This window comes from Faecalimonas umbilicata (assembly GCF_042846195.1).
GTDB classification, from domain to species: Bacteria; Bacillota; Clostridia; order Lachnospirales; family Lachnospiraceae; genus Faecalimonas; species Faecalimonas umbilicata.
In genome coordinates this window covers 2,562,990-2,582,765 of sequence record NZ_AP031411.1, presented here as the reverse complement: position 1 = coordinate 2,582,765, position 19,776 = coordinate 2,562,990, and the positions used below count along the sequence as shown (strand labels likewise).

Annotated in this window: 34 protein-coding genes; all 34 read left to right on the top strand. The window is 39.8% G+C overall.

The features are described 5' to 3' along the window. The first annotated feature begins 526 nt into the window (after positions 1–526). The 34 genes from rpsJ (at position 527) to ACGG81_RS12280 (ending at position 19,776) form a co-directional block, all read left to right on the top strand. Positions 527–844 carry a 30S ribosomal protein S10 gene (gene rpsJ / locus ACGG81_RS12445; RefSeq protein WP_004843615.1) on the top strand — a complete coding sequence of 106 codons (318 nt, stop codon included), beginning with the start codon at positions 527–529 and terminating at the stop codon, positions 842–844. Positions 845–918: 74 nt separating this feature from the next. Further along, positions 919–1,599, top strand: coding sequence for a 50S ribosomal protein L3 (gene rplC, locus ACGG81_RS12440; protein ID WP_008977002.1), 681 nt, complete (start codon positions 919–921; stop codon positions 1,597–1,599). 28 nt (positions 1,600–1,627) lie between these two features. Further along, positions 1,628–2,248, top strand: a complete 621-nt coding sequence (gene rplD / locus ACGG81_RS12435; RefSeq protein ID WP_008977001.1) for a 50S ribosomal protein L4 — start codon at positions 1,628–1,630, stop codon at positions 2,246–2,248. After that, positions 2,248–2,547, top strand: a complete 300-nt coding sequence (gene rplW / locus ACGG81_RS12430) for a 50S ribosomal protein L23 (protein WP_008977000.1) — start codon at positions 2,248–2,250, stop codon at positions 2,545–2,547. Before rplD ends, rplW begins: the two co-directional genes overlap by 1 nt. Positions 2,548–2,612: 65 nt before the next feature. Continuing rightward, positions 2,613–3,455 (top strand): 50S ribosomal protein L2, encoded by an 843-nt coding sequence (gene rplB / locus ACGG81_RS12425; RefSeq protein WP_009263322.1) that lies wholly within the window; start codon positions 2,613–2,615, stop codon positions 3,453–3,455. 25 nt (positions 3,456–3,480) lie between these two features. Further along, the gene (rpsS, locus tag ACGG81_RS12420; protein WP_004611886.1) at positions 3,481–3,762 is read left to right on the top strand and encodes a 30S ribosomal protein S19; all 282 of its coding nucleotides are present in this window, start codon (positions 3,481–3,483) and stop codon (positions 3,760–3,762) included. Positions 3,763–3,839: 77 nt separating this feature from the next. Then, positions 3,840–4,226 (top strand): 50S ribosomal protein L22, encoded by a 387-nt coding sequence (gene rplV, locus ACGG81_RS12415; protein WP_008976998.1) that lies wholly within the window; start codon positions 3,840–3,842, stop codon positions 4,224–4,226. 11 nt (positions 4,227–4,237) lie between these two features. Then, positions 4,238–4,894 carry a 30S ribosomal protein S3 gene (gene rpsC, locus ACGG81_RS12410; RefSeq protein ID WP_008976997.1) on the top strand — a complete coding sequence of 219 codons (657 nt, stop codon included), beginning with the start codon at positions 4,238–4,240 and terminating at the stop codon, positions 4,892–4,894. A gap of 2 nt (positions 4,895–4,896) precedes the next feature. After that, positions 4,897–5,334 carry a 50S ribosomal protein L16 gene (gene rplP / locus ACGG81_RS12405; protein ID WP_008976996.1) on the top strand — a complete coding sequence of 146 codons (438 nt, stop codon included), beginning with the start codon at positions 4,897–4,899 and terminating at the stop codon, positions 5,332–5,334. Then, complete coding sequence (rpmC, locus tag ACGG81_RS12400) at positions 5,324–5,530, top strand: 50S ribosomal protein L29 (protein WP_008976995.1); 207 nt, start codon at positions 5,324–5,326, stop codon at positions 5,528–5,530. Before rplP ends, rpmC begins: the two co-directional genes overlap by 11 nt. A 46-nt stretch (positions 5,531–5,576) precedes the next feature. Further along, entirely contained in the window at positions 5,577–5,831 is a 255-nt protein-coding gene (gene rpsQ / locus ACGG81_RS12395; protein WP_008976994.1) for a 30S ribosomal protein S17, read from the top strand. 33 nt (positions 5,832–5,864) lie between these two features. Then, on the top strand, positions 5,865–6,233 hold the full coding sequence (rplN, locus tag ACGG81_RS12390) for a 50S ribosomal protein L14 (RefSeq protein WP_008976993.1): 369 nt from the start codon (positions 5,865–5,867) through the stop codon (positions 6,231–6,233). Between the two features lie 12 nt (positions 6,234–6,245). Beyond that, a complete protein-coding gene (gene rplX, locus ACGG81_RS12385) occupies positions 6,246–6,569 on the top strand; it encodes a 50S ribosomal protein L24 (protein WP_008976992.1) in 324 nt (107 codons plus the stop codon). 23 nt (positions 6,570–6,592) lie between these two features. Continuing rightward, on the top strand, positions 6,593–7,132 hold the full coding sequence (rplE, locus tag ACGG81_RS12380) for a 50S ribosomal protein L5 (protein ID WP_008976991.1): 540 nt from the start codon (positions 6,593–6,595) through the stop codon (positions 7,130–7,132). A gap of 17 nt (positions 7,133–7,149) precedes the next feature. Continuing rightward, on the top strand, positions 7,150–7,335 hold the full coding sequence (locus ACGG81_RS12375; protein ID WP_004611895.1) for a type Z 30S ribosomal protein S14: 186 nt from the start codon (positions 7,150–7,152) through the stop codon (positions 7,333–7,335). A gap of 116 nt (positions 7,336–7,451) precedes the next feature. Next, a complete protein-coding gene (rpsH, locus tag ACGG81_RS12370) occupies positions 7,452–7,853 on the top strand; it encodes a 30S ribosomal protein S8 (RefSeq protein ID WP_008976990.1) in 402 nt (133 codons plus the stop codon). A gap of 71 nt (positions 7,854–7,924) precedes the next feature. After that, positions 7,925–8,467, top strand: coding sequence for a 50S ribosomal protein L6 (gene rplF / locus ACGG81_RS12365; protein WP_008976989.1), 543 nt, complete (start codon positions 7,925–7,927; stop codon positions 8,465–8,467). Positions 8,468–8,484: 17 nt separating this feature from the next. Continuing rightward, positions 8,485–8,853 (top strand): 50S ribosomal protein L18, encoded by a 369-nt coding sequence (gene rplR, locus ACGG81_RS12360; RefSeq protein WP_008976988.1) that lies wholly within the window; start codon positions 8,485–8,487, stop codon positions 8,851–8,853. A gap of 13 nt (positions 8,854–8,866) precedes the next feature. Further along, a complete protein-coding gene (gene rpsE / locus ACGG81_RS12355; protein WP_008976987.1) occupies positions 8,867–9,376 on the top strand; it encodes a 30S ribosomal protein S5 in 510 nt (169 codons plus the stop codon). Between the two features lie 14 nt (positions 9,377–9,390). Continuing rightward, positions 9,391–9,570, top strand: a complete 180-nt coding sequence (rpmD, locus tag ACGG81_RS12350) for a 50S ribosomal protein L30 (RefSeq protein WP_008976986.1) — start codon at positions 9,391–9,393, stop codon at positions 9,568–9,570. Between the two features lie 22 nt (positions 9,571–9,592). Then, positions 9,593–10,033: a 50S ribosomal protein L15 gene (rplO, locus tag ACGG81_RS12345; protein WP_008976985.1), complete on the top strand. Its 441-nt coding sequence runs from the start codon at positions 9,593–9,595 to the stop codon at positions 10,031–10,033. Continuing rightward, the gene (gene secY / locus ACGG81_RS12340) at positions 10,033–11,349 is read left to right on the top strand and encodes a preprotein translocase subunit SecY (RefSeq protein WP_008976984.1); all 1,317 of its coding nucleotides are present in this window, start codon (positions 10,033–10,035) and stop codon (positions 11,347–11,349) included. Before rplO ends, secY begins: the two co-directional genes overlap by 1 nt. A 75-nt stretch (positions 11,350–11,424) precedes the next feature. Beyond that, positions 11,425–12,069, top strand: a complete 645-nt coding sequence (locus ACGG81_RS12335) for an adenylate kinase (protein ID WP_390108619.1) — start codon at positions 11,425–11,427, stop codon at positions 12,067–12,069. Positions 12,070–12,073: 4 nt separating this feature from the next. Continuing rightward, the gene (map, locus tag ACGG81_RS12330) at positions 12,074–12,829 is read left to right on the top strand and encodes a type I methionyl aminopeptidase (protein ID WP_390108616.1); all 756 of its coding nucleotides are present in this window, start codon (positions 12,074–12,076) and stop codon (positions 12,827–12,829) included. Between the two features lie 11 nt (positions 12,830–12,840). After that, positions 12,841–13,095 carry an RNA-binding protein gene (locus tag ACGG81_RS12325; protein ID WP_008976981.1) on the top strand — a complete coding sequence of 85 codons (255 nt, stop codon included), beginning with the start codon at positions 12,841–12,843 and terminating at the stop codon, positions 13,093–13,095. 13 nt (positions 13,096–13,108) lie between these two features. After that, entirely contained in the window at positions 13,109–13,327 is a 219-nt protein-coding gene (gene infA, locus ACGG81_RS12320) for a translation initiation factor IF-1 (protein WP_004607275.1), read from the top strand. Between the two features lie 117 nt (positions 13,328–13,444). After that, complete coding sequence (rpmJ, locus tag ACGG81_RS12315; protein WP_003497809.1) at positions 13,445–13,558, top strand: 50S ribosomal protein L36; 114 nt, start codon at positions 13,445–13,447, stop codon at positions 13,556–13,558. Positions 13,559–13,872: 314 nt separating this feature from the next. Next, positions 13,873–14,241 carry a 30S ribosomal protein S13 gene (gene rpsM / locus ACGG81_RS12310; RefSeq protein WP_008976980.1) on the top strand — a complete coding sequence of 123 codons (369 nt, stop codon included), beginning with the start codon at positions 13,873–13,875 and terminating at the stop codon, positions 14,239–14,241. A 30-nt stretch (positions 14,242–14,271) separates the two neighbouring features. Beyond that, on the top strand, positions 14,272–14,667 hold the full coding sequence (gene rpsK, locus ACGG81_RS12305) for a 30S ribosomal protein S11 (protein ID WP_004607272.1): 396 nt from the start codon (positions 14,272–14,274) through the stop codon (positions 14,665–14,667). A 16-nt stretch (positions 14,668–14,683) separates the two neighbouring features. Then, positions 14,684–15,277 carry a 30S ribosomal protein S4 gene (gene rpsD, locus ACGG81_RS12300; RefSeq protein WP_008976979.1) on the top strand — a complete coding sequence of 198 codons (594 nt, stop codon included), beginning with the start codon at positions 14,684–14,686 and terminating at the stop codon, positions 15,275–15,277. Positions 15,278–15,561: 284 nt separating this feature from the next. Continuing rightward, complete coding sequence (locus ACGG81_RS12295; protein WP_008976978.1) at positions 15,562–16,521, top strand: DNA-directed RNA polymerase subunit alpha; 960 nt, start codon at positions 15,562–15,564, stop codon at positions 16,519–16,521. Positions 16,522–16,629: 108 nt separating this feature from the next. Further along, entirely contained in the window at positions 16,630–17,166 is a 537-nt protein-coding gene (locus tag ACGG81_RS12290) for a bL17 family ribosomal protein (RefSeq protein WP_008976977.1), read from the top strand. 229 nt (positions 17,167–17,395) lie between these two features. Beyond that, positions 17,396–18,088: an ABC transporter ATP-binding protein gene (locus tag ACGG81_RS12285; RefSeq protein ID WP_117577867.1), complete on the top strand. Its 693-nt coding sequence runs from the start codon at positions 17,396–17,398 to the stop codon at positions 18,086–18,088. A gap of 2 nt (positions 18,089–18,090) precedes the next feature. Beyond that, on the top strand, positions 18,091–19,776 hold the full coding sequence (locus ACGG81_RS12280) for an HlyD family efflux transporter periplasmic adaptor subunit (RefSeq protein WP_390108598.1): 1,686 nt from the start codon (positions 18,091–18,093) through the stop codon (positions 19,774–19,776).

Genomic DNA, 19,776 nt, shown 5'->3' with positions numbered 1-19,776 from the left:
TATTGGATTGAATTTCGCACAAACTGTCTATTGGGGGAAACAGTTTTTTCAAATCCTTGCAAAAGCAACAGTTAGTGGTATAAAGTTATAAAAGATAGGCTGAAAAAAAGACAGTATCCTCCTGAAGATCACCGCCTTTGGTCTGCATCACTAATATAACTTCGGTGATAGTATAAAGCCGGAGTCGAAAATTGTCAATAGGAAAGAAGAAAAAAATTGTACATTAAAAAATACAATAAAAAATCGAAAAAAATGTAAAAAATAGTTGCAAAACTAAAAAGTATCTTGTATAATAAGAGAGCTGTGACATGATAGCGATGAAGCGTGAGGTTGCTGCTTAACATAGCAGGTGTTCCGTGGAGCGAATGTCAAGTTAGGAAACTGGCGACAAGTCACTGTACGAATCAATAACAGCCGATGAAAAACGGTAACAACGTGTGAGAGTTTTATGACACACACGGGAGAGTGTACAGTCACCGCTTGTCGTACTTAAGTTGAATAGTACGAAAAGGAGGCGACTTTTTTTATGGCAAGTCAAGTAATGAGAATCACATTAAAAGCATATGATCATCAGTTAGTAGATGCATCAGCAAAGAAAATTATCGAAACTGTAAAGAAAAATGGAGCACAGGTGAGTGGACCGGTACCACTTCCAACTAAGAAGGAAGTTGTAACAATCTTAAGAGCGGTACACAAATACAAAGATTCCAGAGAGCAGTTCGAACAGAGAACTCATAAGAGACTGATCGATATCACAACACCAACACAGAAAACAGTTGATGCATTATCAAGATTAGAGATGCCGGCTGGTGTTTATATTGATATCAAAATGAAAAACAAATAAGACAGTAACAATCCTATATTTAGGATGAACACATATATTCAGTGTTCCGCTGTAAATCACAGGAGGTAATTATAATGAAGAAAGCTATTTTAGCTACAAAAGTCGGAATGACTCAAATCTTCAACGAAGATGGAGTTTTAACTCCAGTAACTGTACTTCAGGCTGGTCCATGTGTAGTAACACAGATCAAGACAGTTGAGAACGACGGTTACAGCGCTGTTCAGGTTGGTTTCGTTGACAAGAAAGACAAAATCGTTAACGTAGACAAGAACGGTAAGAAAACAATCGTGCACAGACACGGTACAACAAAAGCAGAAAAAGGACATTTTGACAAAGCTGGTGTTTCAAGCAAGAGATTTGTAAGAGAATTCAAATTTGAAAACGCTGACGAGTTCGAATTAGCACAGGAAATCAAAGCTGATATCTTTGCTGCTGGAGATAAAGTAGATGCTACTGCAATCTCTAAAGGTAAAGGATTCCAGGGTGCGATCAAGAGACATAACCAACACAGAGGACCTATGACTCACGGTTCTAAATTCCATCGTCATGCAGGTTCCAATGGTGCTGCATCTGATCCGAGCAAGGTATTCAAAGGAAAGAAGATGCCAGGACACATGGGAAGCAAGAGAATTACAATTCAAAATCTTGAAATCGTAAGAGTAGATGCTGAAAACAACTTAATCTTAGTAAAGGGATCTGTACCGGGACCTAAGAAATCTTTAGTGACAATTAAAGAAAGCGTAAAAGCAATCTAGTCTTTAATAGGAAAGGAGGAACACACAGATGGCAAACGTATCTGTTTATAATATCGAAGGTAAAGAAGTTGGAACAATCGACTTAAGCGATGCAGTATTCGGTGTTGAAGTAAACGAACACTTATTACACATGGCAGTTGTAAGCCAACTTGCAAATAAACGTCAGGGAACACAGAAAGCAAAAACTCGCTCAGAAGTTCGCGGCGGTGGTAGAAAACCATGGAGACAAAAAGGAACAGGTCATGCAAGACAAGGTTCTACAAGAGCTCCACAATGGACAGGCGGCGGAGTTGTATTTGCTCCAACACCAAGAGATTACTCTTTCAAATTAAATAAGAAAGAGAAGAGAGCTGCTCTGAAATCAGCTCTGACAAGTAGAGTAGAAGAAAAGAAATTCATCGTTCTTGATGAGATCAACTTTGGAGAGATCAAGACAAAGAATTTCCAGAATGTACTGAACAACTTAAATGTAGCAAAAGCGTTAGTTGTTTTAGAAGATGGAAACAAGAATGCAGAATTATCTGCAAGAAACATTCCTTCTGTTAAGACGGCTCGTACAAATACAATCAATGTATACGACATTCTGAAATACAACACAGTAATCGCTACGAAAGCAGCTGTTGAGACTATCGAGGAGGTGTACGCATAATGGCAAGCATTCAGTATTATGATGTAATCCTTAAACCAGTGATCACTGAGAAGAGTATGGCTGCTATGGCTGAAAAGAAATACACATTTTTAGTTCATCCACAGGCAACAAAGTCTCAGGTAAAAGAAGCAGTTGAAAAAATGTTCGCAGGAACAAAAGTAAAAAGCGTAAATACTATGAATCTTGATGGAAAAACAAAAAGACGTGGTATGACATACGGAAAAACTGCAAAGACAAAGAAAGCAATCGTTCAGCTTACAGAAGAAAGCGCTGATATCGAGATTTTCGAAGGCTTATAAGATAAAGTAACTATACGGTGCAAATCCGTGAAACGAAAAATTAGGAATTGAAAGGAGAGACAGTAATGGGAATTAAAACATACCGCCCATATACACCTTCCAGAAGACATATGACTGGCTCTGATTTCTCAGAGATCACAAAGACAACTCCGGAGAAATCTTTAGTTGTATCTTTAAGCAAAACAGCTGGTCGTAACAATCAGGGTAAAATCACAGTTAGACACCGCGGAGGCGGAGCAAAAAGAAAATATAGAGTAATTGATTTCAAGAGAAGAAAAGACGGAATTCCGGCTACTGTAATCGGTATCGAATACGATCCGAACAGAACAGCTAACATCGCTTTAATCTGCTACGCAGATGGAGAGAAAGCTTACATCTTAGCTCCTCAGGGATTAACAGATGGAATGAAAGTTATGAACGGACCAGAAGCAGAAGTAAGAGTAGGAAACTGCTTACCACTTTCTGAAATTCCGGTTGGTACACAGATTCACAATATCGAGTTATATCCAGGAAGAGGCGGACAGTTAGTTCGTTCAGCTGGTAACAGCGCTCAGTTAATGGCGAAAGAAGGAAAATACGCTACACTTAGACTTCCGTCTGGAGAGATGAGAATGGTTCCGATCATTTGTAGAGCATCTATCGGTGTAGTAGGAAACGGAGATCACAACCTTGTGAACATCGGTAAAGCCGGACGTAAACGTCACATGGGTATCAGACCAACAGTTCGTGGTTCTGTTATGAACCCTAACGACCATCCACACGGTGGTGGTGAAGGTAAGACTGGTATTGGTCGTCCAGGTCCATGTACACCTTGGGGTAAACCAGCACTTGGTCTTAAGACAAGAAAGAAAAACAAACATTCTAACAAGTTAATCGTTAGAAGAAGAGATGGTAAAGGTATCAAATAAATAGTTTACAAGGAGGTTAGAACCTATGGCTCGCTCACTTAAAAAAGGACCATTCGCGGACGAAAGCTTACTTAAAAAAGTAAAAGCTATGAATGAAGCAGGCGACAAATCAGTGATCAAAACATGGTCACGTCGCTCTACAATCTTCCCACAGATGGTTGGACATACAATCGCCGTTCATGACGGAAGAAAACATGTACCTGTATATGTAACAGAAGATATGGTTGGACACAAACTCGGAGAGTTCGTTGCAACAAGAACATACAGAGGACATGGAAAAGACGAAAAGAAATCAAGAGTTCGTTAATAGAGATGAATAAAACAACACCCTTTGGGTACATAGTACCCTTGGGGAGGGCTTAATTATGAAAGGAGGATTCATCCATGGCTAAAGGACATAGATCCCAAATCAAAAGAGAGAGAAATGCAAACAAAGACACTAGACCGTCAGCTAAGTTATCTTACGCTAGAGTTTCAGTTCAGAAAGCATGTTTCGTATTAGATGCCATCAGAGGTAAGGATGTACAGACAGCACTTGGTATTTTAACTTACAATCCAAGATACGCTTCTAGTTTAATAAAGAAATTATTAGAATCAGCAATCGCAAATGCTGAGAACAACAACGGTATGAATGTTGAGAACCTTTACATTGAAGAATGTTACGCAAACAAGGGACCAACAATGAAGAGAATTAGACCGAGAGCACAGGGAAGAGCTTACAGAATCGAGAAGAGAATGAGCCACATTACACTTGTGCTGAATGAAAGATAAGGAGGGCAATCATGGGACAGAAAGTTAATCCTCATGGCTTAAGAGTCGGTGTTATCAAAGATTGGGACTCTAAATGGTATGCAGAAGACAAATTTGCAGATTATTTAGTAGAAGACCATAAAATCAGAACATTTCTGAAAAAGAAATTATATAGCGCAGGAGTTTCTAAGATTGAGATCGAAAGAGCATCTGACCGCGTGAAAATCATCATCTATACAGCAAAACCAGGTGTAGTAATCGGTAAAGGTGGAGCTGAGATTGAGAAAGTAAAAGCTGAATTAGCTAAATTTACAGATAAGAAATTAGTTGTAGATATCAAAGAAATCAAAAGACCAGACAAAGATGCTCAGTTAGTAGCTGAGAACATTGCATTACAGTTAGAGAACCGTATTTCTTTCAGACGTGCAATGAAATCTTGTATGTCAAGAACAATGAAAGCAGGAGCACTTGGTGTAAAAACTTCTGTATCAGGACGTTTAGGTGGAGCAGATATGGCTCGTACAGAATTTTACAGCGAAGGAACAATCCCGCTTCAGACATTAAGAGCAGACATCGACTATGGATTCGCTGAAGCTGACACAACTTATGGAAAAGTTGGTGTTAAAGTATGGATCTACAAAGGCGAAGTTCTTCCAACAAAAGAGACTAAGGAAGGGAGCGATAAATAATTATGTTAATGCCTAAAAGAGTAAAACGTCGTAAACAATTCCGTGGTTCTATGAAAGGAAAAGCTTTACGTGGAAATAAAATCACAAACGGTGAATATGGTATTGTTGCAATGGAACCATGCTGGATCCGTTCAAATCAGATCGAAGCAGCCCGTATCGCTATGACACGTTACATCAAACGTGGTGGTAAAGTTTGGATCAAGATATTCCCGGACAAACCTGTAACTACAAAACCAGCTGAAACACGTATGGGTTCTGGTAAAGGAACTCTGGAATACTGGGTAGCAGTTGTAAAACCAGGACGTGTAATGTTTGAACTTTCAGGAGTACCTGAAGAAGTAGCTCGTGAAGCATTACGTCTTGCAATGCACAAGTTACCTTGTAAATGTAAGATTGTTTCTCGCGAAGAATTAGAAGGCGGTGATAACAGTGAAAATTAATAAATTTGTAGAAGATTTAAAGGCAAAATCAGCTGCAGAATTGAATGAAGAATTAGTAGCTGCTAAAAAGGAACTTTTCAACTTAAGATTCCAGAACGCAACAAATCAATTAGACAACACAAGCAGAATTAAAGAAGTAAGAAAAAATATTGCCAGAATCCAGACTGTAATTACAGAAATGGCAAAAGCTGAGTAATATTCATAGAATATAGCTTCAGGAACTTCGGAAAGGAGTAGAAACTGTGGAAAGAAATTTAAGAAAAACTCGTACAGGTAAAGTTGTAAGTGACAAGATGGATAAAACTATCGTAGTTGCAGTAGAGGATCACGTAAAACACCCTCTGTACAACAAAATCGTAAAGAGAACATATAAATTAAAAGCTCATGATGAAAACAACGAATGCGGAATGGGCGATATCGTAAAAGTTATGGAAACAAGACCTTTATCAAAAGATAAGAGATGGAGACTTGTAGAAATTATGGAAAAAGCAAAATAATTTGCTTTAGAATTATGAAGGAGGTTTACCGGCATGATACAACAAGAAAGTAGACTTAAAGTAGCAGACAACACAGGTGCTAAAGAATTACTCTGCATCCGCGTGTTAGGTGGTTCTACTAGAAGATATGCCAGCATTGGTGATGTGATCGTTGCCAGCGTTAAAGATGCAACACCAGGTGGTGTTGTTAAAAAAGGCGATGTAGTGAAAGCCGTAGTTGTACGTACAGTAAAAGGTGCTCGTCGTAAAGACGGTTCTTATATCAGATTTGATGAAAATGCTGCTGTAATTATTAAAGATGACAAAAACCCAAGAGGAACTCGTATTTTTGGACCAGTAGCGAGAGAGCTTCGTGAGAAACAGTTTATGAAAATTGTTTCATTAGCTCCAGAAGTATTATAAGGAGGTACCGGAATGTCAACTATGAAAATCAAAAAAGGTGATACTGTAAAAGTGATCGCTGGAAAAGATAAAGATAAAGAAGGCAAAGTAATTGCTGTCAACAAAAAAGACGGAACAGTATTAGTTGAAGGTATCAATATGCTGACAAAGCACACAAAACCAAGTGCTGCTAATCAGAATGGCGGTATCGTTCACCAAGAAGGTCCTATTGATATTTCTAACGTAATGTATGTCCACAACGGAAAACCTACAAGAATCGGGTTCAAGATGGACGGAGACAAAAAAGTGCGTGTAGCAAAATCAACAGGCGAAGTGATCGTTGATAAGAAGAACTAATTCGGGAAAGGAGGACCAGAACTTTGAGTAGACTGAAAGAACAATACCAAAACGAAATCGTAGATGCTATGATTAAGAAATTTGGATACAAAAATATTATGGAAGTGCCAAAACTTGATAAGATCGTTATCAACATGGGTGTTGGCGAAGCAAAAGACAATGCGAAAGTGTTAGAATCAGCAGTAGCTGATCTTGAGAAAATCTCAGGACAGAAAGCAGTTCTCACAAAAGCAAAAAAATCTGTAGCGAACTTCAAATTAAGAGAAGGAATGGCTATCGGATGTAAAGTTACTTTAAGAGGAGAAAAAATGTATGAGTTTGCAGATCGTCTGATCAACTTAGCATTACCTCGTGTACGTGACTTCAGAGGAGTAAATCCGAACGCATTTGATGGAAGAGGTAACTATGCTCTTGGTATCAAAGAACAATTAATCTTCCCGGAAATCGAATACGATAAAGTAGATAAAGTAAGAGGTATGGACGTTATCTTTGTTACAACAGCTAAGACTGACGAAGAAGCTCGCGAATTATTGAAATTATTCAATATGCCATTTACAAAATAGTAGGGAGGAAATATTTCATGGCAAAAACATCTATGAAAATTAAACAACAACGTAAACAAAAATTCTCTACTAGAGAGTACAATCGTTGTAGAATCTGTGGTCGTCCACATGCATATTTAAGAAAATACGGAATCTGCAGAGTATGTTTCCGTGAATTAGCATACAAAGGACAGATCCCGGGAGTAAAGAAAGCTTCCTGGTAAGCCACAAAATAGAAAGAGCAAACAGGATATCCGTAGTAGAAGCGGTCGGATTTTCCGGCTGCATCTGAAGGATGTAACAAGTAAATGAAGAATGAAAAAATAGGAGGCAACTTCAAATGACTATGAGTGATCCAATCGCAGATATGCTTACAAGAATCCGTAATGCAAACACTGCAAAACATGATACAGTAGATGTTCCGGCATCTAAAATGAAACTTGCTATCGCAGAAATCCTTTTCAACGAAGGATACATTGCAAAATATGACGTAATCGAAGATGGTAACTTCAAGACAATCCGCATCACATTAAAATATGGTGCAGATAAGAATGAAAAAGTTATCACAGGTCTTAAGAGAATCTCTAAGCCAGGTCTTCGTGTATATGCAAACAAAGAAGATCTTCCTAGAGTATTAGGCGGACTTGGAACAGCTATCATTTCTACAAATCATGGTGTAGTTACTGATAAAGAAGCTAGAAAACTGAATGTTGGTGGAGAGGTACTCTGCTTCGTTTGGTAATCGGCAAATGCAACTGAAAACAGAGAAGCATAAATTGCTTCTCCGAAAATTTAAGTGTAGGAGGTAAAGGTATGTCACGTATCGGAAGACTGCCAGTAGCAATTCCAGCAGGTGTAACTGTGGAAATCGCTGAGAACAACAAAGTGACTGTAACAGGTCCTAAAGGAACTCTTGTAAGAGAGCTTCCAACAGAGATGGAAATCAAAAAAGAAGGCGAAGAAATCGTAGTAACAAGACCAAGCGACTTAAAGAGAATGAAAGCGTTACACGGTCTTACAAGAACACTCATCAACAACATGGTAGTTGGTGTTACTCAGGGATACGAAAAAGTTCTTGAAGTAAATGGTGTTGGTTACAAAGCCGCAAAATCAGGAAACAAATTAACATTAAGTTTAGGATACTCTCACCCAGTAGAAATGATCGATCCAGAAGGTGTTGAAACAGTACTTGACGGACAGAACAAAATTACTGTAAAAGGTATCGATAAAGAAAAAGTAGGCCAATACGCAGCTGAAATCAGAGATAAGAGAAGACCGGAACCTTACAAAGGTAAAGGTATTAAATATGCTGATGAAGTTATCAGACGTAAAGTTGGTAAGACTGGTAAAAAATAATTAAGGAGAGTGTGAAAATGGTTAGTAAAAAATCAAGAAGCGAAGTTCGCGTAAACAAACATAGAAGACTGCGTAACCGTTTCAGCGGTACAGCTGAGAGACCACGTTTAGCTGTGTTCAGAAGTAATAATCATATGTATGCTCAAATTATTGACGATACAGTTGGAAAGACTCTGGTATCTGCATCTACTCTTCAGAAAGAAGTAAAAGCAGAATTAGAAAAAACTAACAACGTTGATGCAGCAGCATATTTAGGAACAGTGATTGCAAAGAGAGCAATCGAAAAAGGTATTAACACTGTTGTCTTTGACAGAGGCGGATTTATATACCAGGGAAAAATCAAAGCATTAGCTGATGCAGCTAGAGAAGCTGGATTAGAATTCTAGGAGGAGGAACACAATGAAACAAAATCGCATTGATGCTAGTCAATTAGAACTAACAGAAAAAGTGGTATCAATCAAACGAGTAACAAAAGTTGTTAAAGGTGGTCGTAACTTCAGATTCACAGCTTTAGTAGTTGTTGGTGATGGAAATGGCCATGTTGGTGCTGGTTTAGGAAAAGCTGCTGAAATTCCGGAAGCAATCCGCAAAGGAAAAGAAGATGCAGCAAAAAAACTTATTTCTGTTTCATTAGATGAGAATGGAAGTATTACACACGATTTAATTGGTAAATTCGGAAGTGCTTCTGTATTACTTAAAAAAGCTCCAGACGGTACTGGAGTTATCGCCGGAGGTCCGGCACGTGCGGTTATCGAGCTTGCAGGTATCAAAAATATCCGTACAAAATCTTTAGGATCTAACAACAAACAGAACGTAGTACTTGCTACGATCGAGGGATTAAGTCAGATTAAAACTCCAGAAGAAGTAGCTAAACTTCGCGGAAAATCTGTTGAAGAGATTTTAGGCTAAGGAGGAGATTGAACATGGCAAATTTAAAAGTTACATTAGTAAAATCTACAATCGGTGCTGTTCCAAAACACAAAAAGACAGTGGAAGCTTTAGGTTTAAAGAAACTGAACAAAACAGTTGAATTACCGGACAACGCTGCAACAAGAGGAATGGTTCAGCAAGTTAGACATTTAGTGAAAGTAGAAGAAGCATAATTATAGACAAGGAGGTGTCACGATGAACTTATCAAGCTTAAGACCTGCTGATGGGTCAAAACATAGTGATAATTTCAGAAGAGGCCGCGGACATGGGTCAGGAAATGGCAAAACTGCTGGTAAAGGACATAAAGGTCAGAAAGCACGTTCAGGCGCTACAAGACCAGGTTTTGAAGGTGGACAGATGCCATTATACAGAAGAATACCAAAGAGAGGTTTCACATGCAGAAACTCTAAAGAAATCGTTGGTATTAATCTGAGCGCATTAGAAGTATTTGAAAATGATTCAGTTGTTTCAGTTGAGACATTAATCGAAGCAGGAATTGTTAAGAATCCTAGAGATGGTGTTAAGATTCTTGGAAACGGTGAACTTACAAAGAAACTTACTGTTCAGGCAAACGCTTTCAGCGCAAGCGCTGCAGCAAAAATTGAGGCTCTCGGTGGAAAAGCAGAGGTGATCTAATGCTAAAAACATTTCGGAAAGCATTTCAAGTGGCAGATATTAGAAAAAAGATTTTCTATACATTTATGATGCTTGTTGTGATTCGAATAGGTTCACAATTGCCGACACCGGGTGTTGATCCAACTTATATTCAGAATTTTTTTGAAAGTCAGACAGGGGAAGCGTTTAACTTTTTTAACGCTTTCACTGGCGGTTCTTTCACACAGATGTCAGTATTCGCGCTGAGCATCACTCCATACATTACATCTTCTATCATTATGCAGCTTCTCACAATTGCAATTCCAAAATTAGAGGAAATGCAGAAAGATGGAGAAGATGGAAGAAAGAAGATCGCAGCGATTACTCGTTATGTGACAGTAGCTCTTGCACTGATTGAATCTACAGCAATGGCTGTTGGATTTGGACGTCAGGGACTTCTTGTTGATTTTAATTTTGTAAATGCTGCAGTAGTAGTAGTGACACTCACAGCCGGTTCTGCGTTTCTTATGTGGATCGGTGAGCGGATTAATGAGAAGGGTGTGGGAAATGGTATTTCCATCGTACTTCTGATCAATATCATTTCAAGAGTACCGGATGACTTTGTGACACTGTATAATCAGTTCATGAAAGGCAAGAGCCTTGCTTCCGCAGGACTCGCAGCTGTTATTATACTTGCAATTATACTTGTAGTAGTTGTCTTTGTTATTATTCTTCAAGATGGACAGAGAAAGATCGCTGTTCAGTATTCCCAGAGAATCCAGGGAAGAAGAAGTGTAGGAGGACAGTCTTCATTTATCCCATTGAAAGTAAATACAGCAGGTGTTGTTCCTGTTATTTTTGCATCTTCTCTGATGCAATTCCCGGTCGTGATCGCTTCTTTCTTAGGAAAGGGAAACGGAAAGGGAATCGGAAGTGAGATTCTGAAAGGATTAAGTTCTAATAACTGGTGTAATCCAGAGCAATTAAAATATTCCTGGGGACTGATCTTATATATTGTCCTGACTGTTTTCTTTGCATATTTCTATACATCTATTACATTTAATCCGTTAGAGATTGCAAACAATATGAAAAAGAGCGGTGGGTTCATTCCGGGTATCCGTCCGGGAAAACCGACAGCAGACTATCTGACAAAGATCCTGAATTATATCATCTTTATCGGAGCAGTAGGACTGATCATTGTACAGGTAATTCCTTTCGTATTCAATGGCTGGCTCGGAGCAAATGTTTCCTTCGGCGGAACATCTCTGATCATTATCGTAGGTGTTGTACTGGAGACGATCAAACAGATTGAATCCCAGCTGCTTGTACGAAATTATAAAGGTTTTTTAAATAAGTAATCAATTAGTGTTCTGAATTTTTTCAGAACACTAAAATACTATACGGACATATCGTCGCGTTTGGAGGAAAATGCCATGAAAATTATTATGCTAGGTGCGCCGGGGGCAGGCAAAGGAACACAGGCAAAAAAAATTGCTGCAAAATATCAGATCCCACATATTTCCACAGGAGATATTTTCAGAGCGAATATTAAAAACGGGACAGAACTGGGAAAACAGGCAAAGACATATATGGATCAGGGACTTCTTGTTCCGGATGAGCTTGTAGTAAATCTGGTTGTGGATCGAGTGAATCAGGAAGACTGCAAAAATGGATATGTACTTGATGGATTCCCGAGAACAATTCCGCAGGCAGAAGCGCTTGACCGTGCATTGGAAGCACTTGGACAGAAAGTGGACTATGCGATCAATGTAGAAGTACCAGATGAAAACATTGTAAATCGAATGTCAGGAAGAAGAGCATGTGTAGGCTGCGGTGCCACTTATCATGTAGAATATGCACCGACAAAGATGGAGAATGTATGTGATGTCTGTGGTGCAGATTTGATCTTAAGAGAGGACGATCAGCCAGAGACAGTTTTAAAACGTCTTGGTGTTTACCATGAGCAGACACAGCCTTTGATCCATTACTACACAGAGAAGCATGTATTAAAAGAGGTCGACGGAACAGTGGATATGGAAGCTGTATTTGCGGCGATCGTTGAGATTTTAGGAGCGTAAGCATATGCCAATTACAATGAAATCGGCAAGAGAAATCGAACTGATGACAGAGGCGGGAAGGATTCTCGCAGCCGTACATGAGGAACTTGAGAAGGCATTGCACCCGGGGATGACGACACTTGACATTGATAAGATCGGTGAGGAAGTGATCAGAAGTTATGGATGCATTCCGTCATTTCTCAATTATAATGGATATCCGGCGTCCATCTGTGTATCAGTCAATGACGAAGTGGTACATGGGATTCCGTCGAAGAACAGGATCATAAAAGAAGGAGATATTGTCAGTCTCGATGCAGGAGTGATCTACAAAGGATATCATTCGGATGCTGCAAGGACACATGCGGTCGGCGAAATCAGCAAGGAAGCAGCTGATCTGATCAGGGTGACAAGGGAATCTTTCTTTGAAGGAATCAAATTTGCCCGAGAGGGAATGCATTTATTTGAAATTTCAGCAGCAATCGGAAGATATGCGGAGGAGAGAGGATATGGTGTCGTAAGAGAATTATGCGGACATGGAATCGGTACTCACCTGCATGAATCACCTGAGATACCAAACTTTGCACAGGGAAGAAGAGGACCGAAACTGCGCGCTGGAATGACACTGGCGATCGAACCGATGATCAACATCGGTACGCATGAGGTCGACTGGCTGGATGATGACTGGACAGTCGTGACAAGAGATGGTTCCTTATCTGCACATTACGAAAATACGGTGTTGATCACAAAAGACGAACCGGTACTTTTAACCTTATTGAAGTAAGAGGACAGAATATGAAGGAATTAGAAACAGGAATGCTCGCAAGATCAAAAGCCGGGCATGACAAAGGGCAGATTTATATCATCAAAGATATGGATGAAAACGATGTGTATCTTGTAAATGGAGAGAATCGTACATGTGACAAACCTAAAAAAAAGAAAAGGAAGCATGTACAGATCATTACAGAACGATACGAGATACAGGCCGCAGACGATGTGGCAGTAAAACGGATACTGAAATTATATAAGGAAAAGAACGTGAATCATTAGGAGGGTGTAAAAAATGTCAAAAGCTGACGTGATTGAAATTGAAGGAACAGTAGTAGAGAAGTTACCAAATGCGATGTTTCAGGTAGAATTAGAAAATGGACATCAGGTACTTGCACATATCAGCGGAAAGTTGCGTATGAATTTTATCAAAATTCTTCCGGGAGATAAAGTAACCTTAGAGTTATCACCGTATGATTTGTCAAAAGGTAGAATTATTTGGAGAGATAAGTAAAAAACTATTGACTTTATTAAAATTATAATGCTATAATATTAGGCGAACTGTTCTGTGATTATTTTGCAGAATAGTGGGTAAATATAGGCAGAGCAGTGGATGAAAGGAGGATTTGACGTGAAGGTTAGATCATCAGTTAAACCAATTTGCGAAAAATGCAAAATCATTAAAAGAAAAGGAAGCATCAGAGTAATCTGTGAAAATCCGAAACACAAACAAAGACAAGGATAATAAGCGTCGTTGTCGAATTTGTGCGTAAAGCACAAAGATTTATTTAGGCGGCTGTAACATGACACACCAGGGTGTGTGGTGTTATTAAAATATACAAGAACATACCGATTGTATATTGCTTATAATACTGGCTCCGGCCAGAAAGGTCACAGGAAACTGTGGCTGGACGCAGTGAAGAAGGATGAAGATCCCGGCGTCCCAATTTGAGACAATATAAACTACGGCAGAAGAGGGTGTATACTACATTTCAGACCTGTAACCCAGGGGCTATGCATACTTCTTGCTGACCAAGATTCAAAATGGAGGAAAATCACATGGCTCGTATTGCTGGTGTAGACTTACCAAGAGACAAACGTGTAGAAATCGGATTAACTTACATCTACGGAATCGGTAGAGTAAGCTCTAATCGTATCTTAGAAGAGGCAGGAGTAAATCCTGATACTCGTGTCAGAGATTTAACTGACGAAGAAGTAAAGAAAATCAGTGCTGTAATCGATGAAACTCAGTTAGTAGAAGGTGATCTTAGAAGAGAGATCGCTCTTAACATCAAGAGATTACAGGAAATCGGATGCTATAGAGGAATCCGTCACAGAAGAGGACTTCCGGTACGTGGTCAGAAGACAAAGACAAATGCCAGAACAAGAAAAGGTCCTAAGAGAACAGTAGCAAACAAGAAGAAATAATAAGAATTCGTAGAAAGTAGGTTAGTTTAAATGGCTAAGAAAGTTACAAAAAAAGTGACAAAGAAACGTGTCAAGAAAAACGTTGAACGCGGACAGGCACATATCCAATCATCTTTTAATAATACAATCGTAACATTAACAGATGCTCAGGGAAATGCTCTTTCATGGGCAAGTGCAGGTGGTCTGGGATTTAGAGGTTCAAGGAAATCTACTCCTTATGCAGCACAGATGGCAGCTGAGACAGCAGCAAAAGCAGCATTAGTACATGGTTTGAAATCAGTAGACGTTATGGTAAAAGGACCAGGTTCTGGTAGAGAAGCAGCAATCCGTGCGCTTCAGGCATGCGGAATCGATGTAACAAGCATCAAGGACGTAACACCAGTTCCACATAACGGATGTCGCCCACCAAAACGTAGAAGAGTGTAATTAGGAGGATACGAAAATGGCAGTAAATAGAGTTCCAGTTCTGAAAAGATGCCGTTCATTAGGTATGGACCCAATCTATTTAGGAATTGATAAAAAATCTAACAGACAATTAAAAAGAGCTAATAGAAAAATGAGCGAATACGGACTTCAATTACGCGAAAAACAAAAAGCAAAATTTATCTATGGCGTTTTAGAAAAACCTTTCAGAAACTATTTTGCAAAGGCGCAGAAAATGAACGGAATGACAGGTGATAACCTTATGATTCTCCTTGAATCAAGATTAGACAACGTTGTATTCCGTTTAGGTTTAGCAAGAACAAGAAAAGAAGCTAGACAGATTGTTGACCATAAGCATGTATTAGTAAATGGAAAACAGGTAAACATTCCTTCTTACTTAGTAAAAGCAGGAGATGTTATCGAAATTAAAGAAAAGAATAAAGGTTCTCAGAGATACAAAGACATCTTAGAAGTGACTGGCGGAAGAATGGTACCAGATTGGTTAGAAGCAGACGCTGAAAACTTAAAAGGAACTGTAAAAGAACTTCCATTAAGAGAAGCAATCGACGTTCCAGTAGATGAGATGTTGATCGTCGAATTATATTCTAAATAATTAAACCTTTTGCGTTTGATTACGCTGCAACAGACAGGGGTGTTGCAAAATGGAAAATTTCTACAGGAGATCGTCTTCGTCTATCGGCGGTTGGCAATATCTTGGCTGAATGCTTCATTTTGTGAGAACCCCTAGTTGTATCCTATCACATATTATTTGTCGGAATGCGGATTCAGACATAGTATCGTGTGAAAATGTGTACGGCATATAGATATGCTGTGGGAAGTTTATTTGGAGTATAGTTACCCTCAATAGTTTAATAGCCCAGAAGGAGGGACTTTATCGTGTTTGATTTTAATAAACCAAATATTGAAATTACTGAGATTTCAGAAGACAAAAAATATGGCAGATTTGTTGTAGAACCTTTAGAAAGAGGATATGGTACAACACTTGGTAACTCTCTGAGAAGAATCATGCTTTCTTCTTTACCGGGAGCTGCAATCAGCCACGTAAAGATTGACGGTGTGTTACATGAGTTCAGTTCAATTCCGGGCGTGAAGGAAGATGTGACAGAGATCATCATGAATCTGAAATCACTGGCAATCAAGAACAGTTCCGAGACAGATGAGCCGAAGACTGCTTATATTGAGTTCGAGGGCGAAGGTGTCGTGACTGCTGCTGATATTCAGGTGGATCCAGATATCGAGATCATGAATCCGGATGCAGTGATCGCTACATTAAATGGCGGTGCAGACAGCAAACTTTACATGGAACTTACTATCACAAAAGGCAGAGGTTATATCAGTGCAGATAAGAACAAGAACGAAGAACTGCCGATCGGCGTGATTCCGATTGATTCTATCTACACACCGGTAGAACGTGTAAATCTGACAGTAGAGAATACTCGTGTTGGACAGATCACAGACTATGATAAACTGACACTGGATGTATATACAAATGGAACATTACTTCCAGATGAGGCAGTCAGCCTTGCTGCTAAGGTTCTCAACGAACACTTGAAATTATTCATCGATCTTTCAGAAGTAGCTCAGGCTGCAGAAGTTATGATCGAAAAAGAAGACGATGAAAAAGAAAAAGTGTTAGAGATGAGCATTGATGAATTAGAGCTTTCTGTTCGTTCTTACAACTGCTTAAAGAGAGCCGGCATCAATACAGTGGAAGAACTGACAAACAGAACTCCGGAAGATATGATGAAAGTTCGTAACCTCGGACGGAAATCATTAGAGGAAGTTCTTGCAAAATTAAAAGAACTCGGATTAGAATTAAGCCCGGGAGAAGAGTAAATGATAACAGCATCTAGCTAGTAAGCCCGAAGATGCATAACTAGATGACACCGGTTAATAAGCCCGAAGTGCATAGCCGTGTGTTCCGAAATATGGAGGAAATTAAAAATGGCAAAATATAGAAAACTTGGCAGAACAAGCAGCCAGAGAAAAGCATTAATCAGAAACCAGGTAACAGCATTACTTCACAATGGTAAGATCGTTACAACAGAAGCAAAAGCAAAAGAAATCCGCAAAGTTGCAGAAGGTCTTATCGCTTTAGCAGTAAAAGAAAAAGACAATTACGAAGAAGTAACTGTAAAAGCAAAAGTTGCACGTAAAGATAAAGACGGCAAGAGAGTGAAAGAAGTTGTAGACGGAAAGAAAGTTACAGTTTACGATGAAGTAGAAAAGACAATCAAAAAAGACATGCCTTCAAGACTTCATGCAAGAAGAGAAATGTTAAAAGTTCTCTACCCAGTGACAGAAGTTCCGGAAAAAGCTGCTGGAAGAAAGAAAAATACAAAAGAAGTAGATTTAGTTGAAAAATTATTCAGCGAAATCGCACCAAAATACGAAGATCGTAAAGGTGGATACACAAGAATCGTTAAGATTGGTCTTCGTAAAGGTGATGCTGCAATGGAAGTTCTCCTTGAGTTAGTATAAGATCCAGGATTATTTCAGAGCATAAAATAAAAAGTCATAAGACAAATCAATACAAAGAGATGGAAGAAATACAGAGATGTATTCTTTCATCTCTTTTTGCATTTTGGAATTCTAAAAAAAATGATTGCAATTATGGAAAAAAGTGATATACTAATTGTATTATTTAAGTAGTACAAAGGTACATTTAGATATCACAGAATAGCAATATGGGGGTGGCAAGGTGGAACCATTGATATCAATTAAAGATATGCATAAGATATACAATCCGGGTGAAAACGAAGTGCGTGCGCTAGATGGTGTCAGCCTGGAGATCCATGAGGGAGAGTTTGTTGCGATCATTGGTCATTCCGGCTCTGGAAAATCCACATTGATGAATATGATTGGTTGTCTGGATACACCGACTTCGGGAAGTTACTTTTTGCATGGAAAGGATGTTTCGAGAATGACGGACAATGAACTGTCCGATGTGAGAAATCAGGAGATTGGATTTATCTTTCAAGGGTTTAATCTGATTGCAAATCTAGATGCGATTGGGAATGTGGAGCTGCCGTTGATCTACCGGGGAATTGACAGAAAGACGCGAAGAGCCGCGGCAAAGCAGGCACTGATCAAAGTAGGTCTCGAGAAGCGGATGACACACAAACCGTCAGAGATGTCAGGAGGTCAGCAACAACGTGTCGCAGTGGCGAGAGCGATCGCGGCAAGCCCTCCGGTGATACTGGCAGATGAACCTACCGGCAATCTGGATTCAAAATCTACAAAAGAGATTATGCAGATTTTAGAAGGGCTTCACAGGTCAGGAAGGACAGTCATTATCATCACACATGATAATGAAATTGCGGAGCAGGTAAAGCGAGTAATCTACATACGAGATGGAAGAATTGAGCAGGATTATTTAAACGAAGAGAAGCAAGGAGAATAGTCGTGAGAAAGAAAGACAAAGAGATTTATGAAGAGACAGACATGATCGTTCTGTCGGAGGAAGAGGAAGGAAGCAAAGAAACTACAGATGTCCGTAAGAAAAAGAAGAAGCTTCCGAACTGGGTGATTGTTCCAGTTATCGGGGGAATTGTTGTTGTCGCAGTGATTGCGTCCCAATTTACTTCAAAAGAGAAAAAGACAGGAGGAACTGTGGAAGTTGTCGAAGTGGTACGAGGAGATGTGAAAGAAATCTACAATGTATCCGGAACAGTGGACAGCGAGAAGAAAAAGGTATTTTATTCCCCGGTCAATGCGCCGGTCAGCCAGCTTCGTGCGAAAGTCGGGCAGGCAGTGAAAGCAGGAGATCTTCTTGTGGCATTTGATACGTCTGATCTGGAAAAGAACAATCAGAAAGCACAGATGGATCTTCAGTCTGCAGTCAATACAAATCAAAGCGCAAGGGAGCAGGCAGATCGAAGTGCTTCTGAGGCAGCGAAGGCAGCGACCGATGCACAGGCGGCAGCTGGTGCAGCCCGTGCACAGGCAGAACAGCAGATCGCCAGTGTAGAATCACAGATTTCAGCGAAATCACAGCAGATGGCATCGCTGGAGCAGAGTGTGCAAGATGAAATTACTGCGAACCAGACTCTTCAGCCGCAGTTGGACGAATGGAATGCACAGAAGGCTGTGAATTTGGAGCGGATTTCTGTATTGTATGGGGAAGTCAACAGCCGCCGGGAAAAGATTAATACAGGAAATGTAAGTGATGAAGAGAAGGCACAACTGGAGACCGAGATTACTGAGAGATCAAAAGAGATTGCAGAAAAAGAAGGGGCAAACGCAGCGCTCGATGCCCAAATTGCCCAGGTCAGTGCCCAGATACAGACCGGAAGCCAGCAAGCATATGCGCAGATACAGCAGGAAGTACAGGCATTACAGGCACAGGCAGAGCAGCTTCGTGCAAGTATTTCTGTAGAAACACCGAGTGCAAGCATTCCGGATACGAGTCTCACACAGGGACAGATCAACAATATGGCAATCACGGAGAATCTGGCAGAACTGGCAGTGCTCAGCTCTGAGGAACTGATGGCAAAGGCAAGAGATGGAATCAAGGCAGATTTTGATGGTGTGATCTCTGATGTAAAGACGATGGAGGGCGGCACTGCTGTCGCAGGAGGAGAGTTATTTACACTTGTGAGCAATCAGGATGTCAATGTAAAGCTGGAAATTCCTGCAAGTGATTTTGACAAAGTAGAAGTTGGAAGCAAGGCGGTTGTAAAAATCGGAAAGTATAAATACGATGGAGTTGTAGAATCTATCGATAAGATTGCAGTTCCAAATACAAAAGGGAACCCGGTGATTGGTGCAAATGTAAAGATTCAGAATCCAGACGAGAATATCTATATCGGGGTTGCGGCAAAGTTGACAATGACAGTGGCAGAGGAAAAGGATGTCCTTTACCTTCCGAATGAAAATGTAAATACTTCGACCGAAGGAGATTTTGTCTATGTAGTACAAAGTGGTGTTGTGAAGAAAAAGGCAGTGGAACTTGGAATTACATCCAACAGCAAGGTGGAGATCAAGTCAGGTCTGAAAGAAGGAGACAAAGTTGTTGCAGATACTTTTGGAACGGTGGAAGAGGGGATGAAAGTAACAACGACAACTGTGGCGAAGTCAGAGGAGAAATAG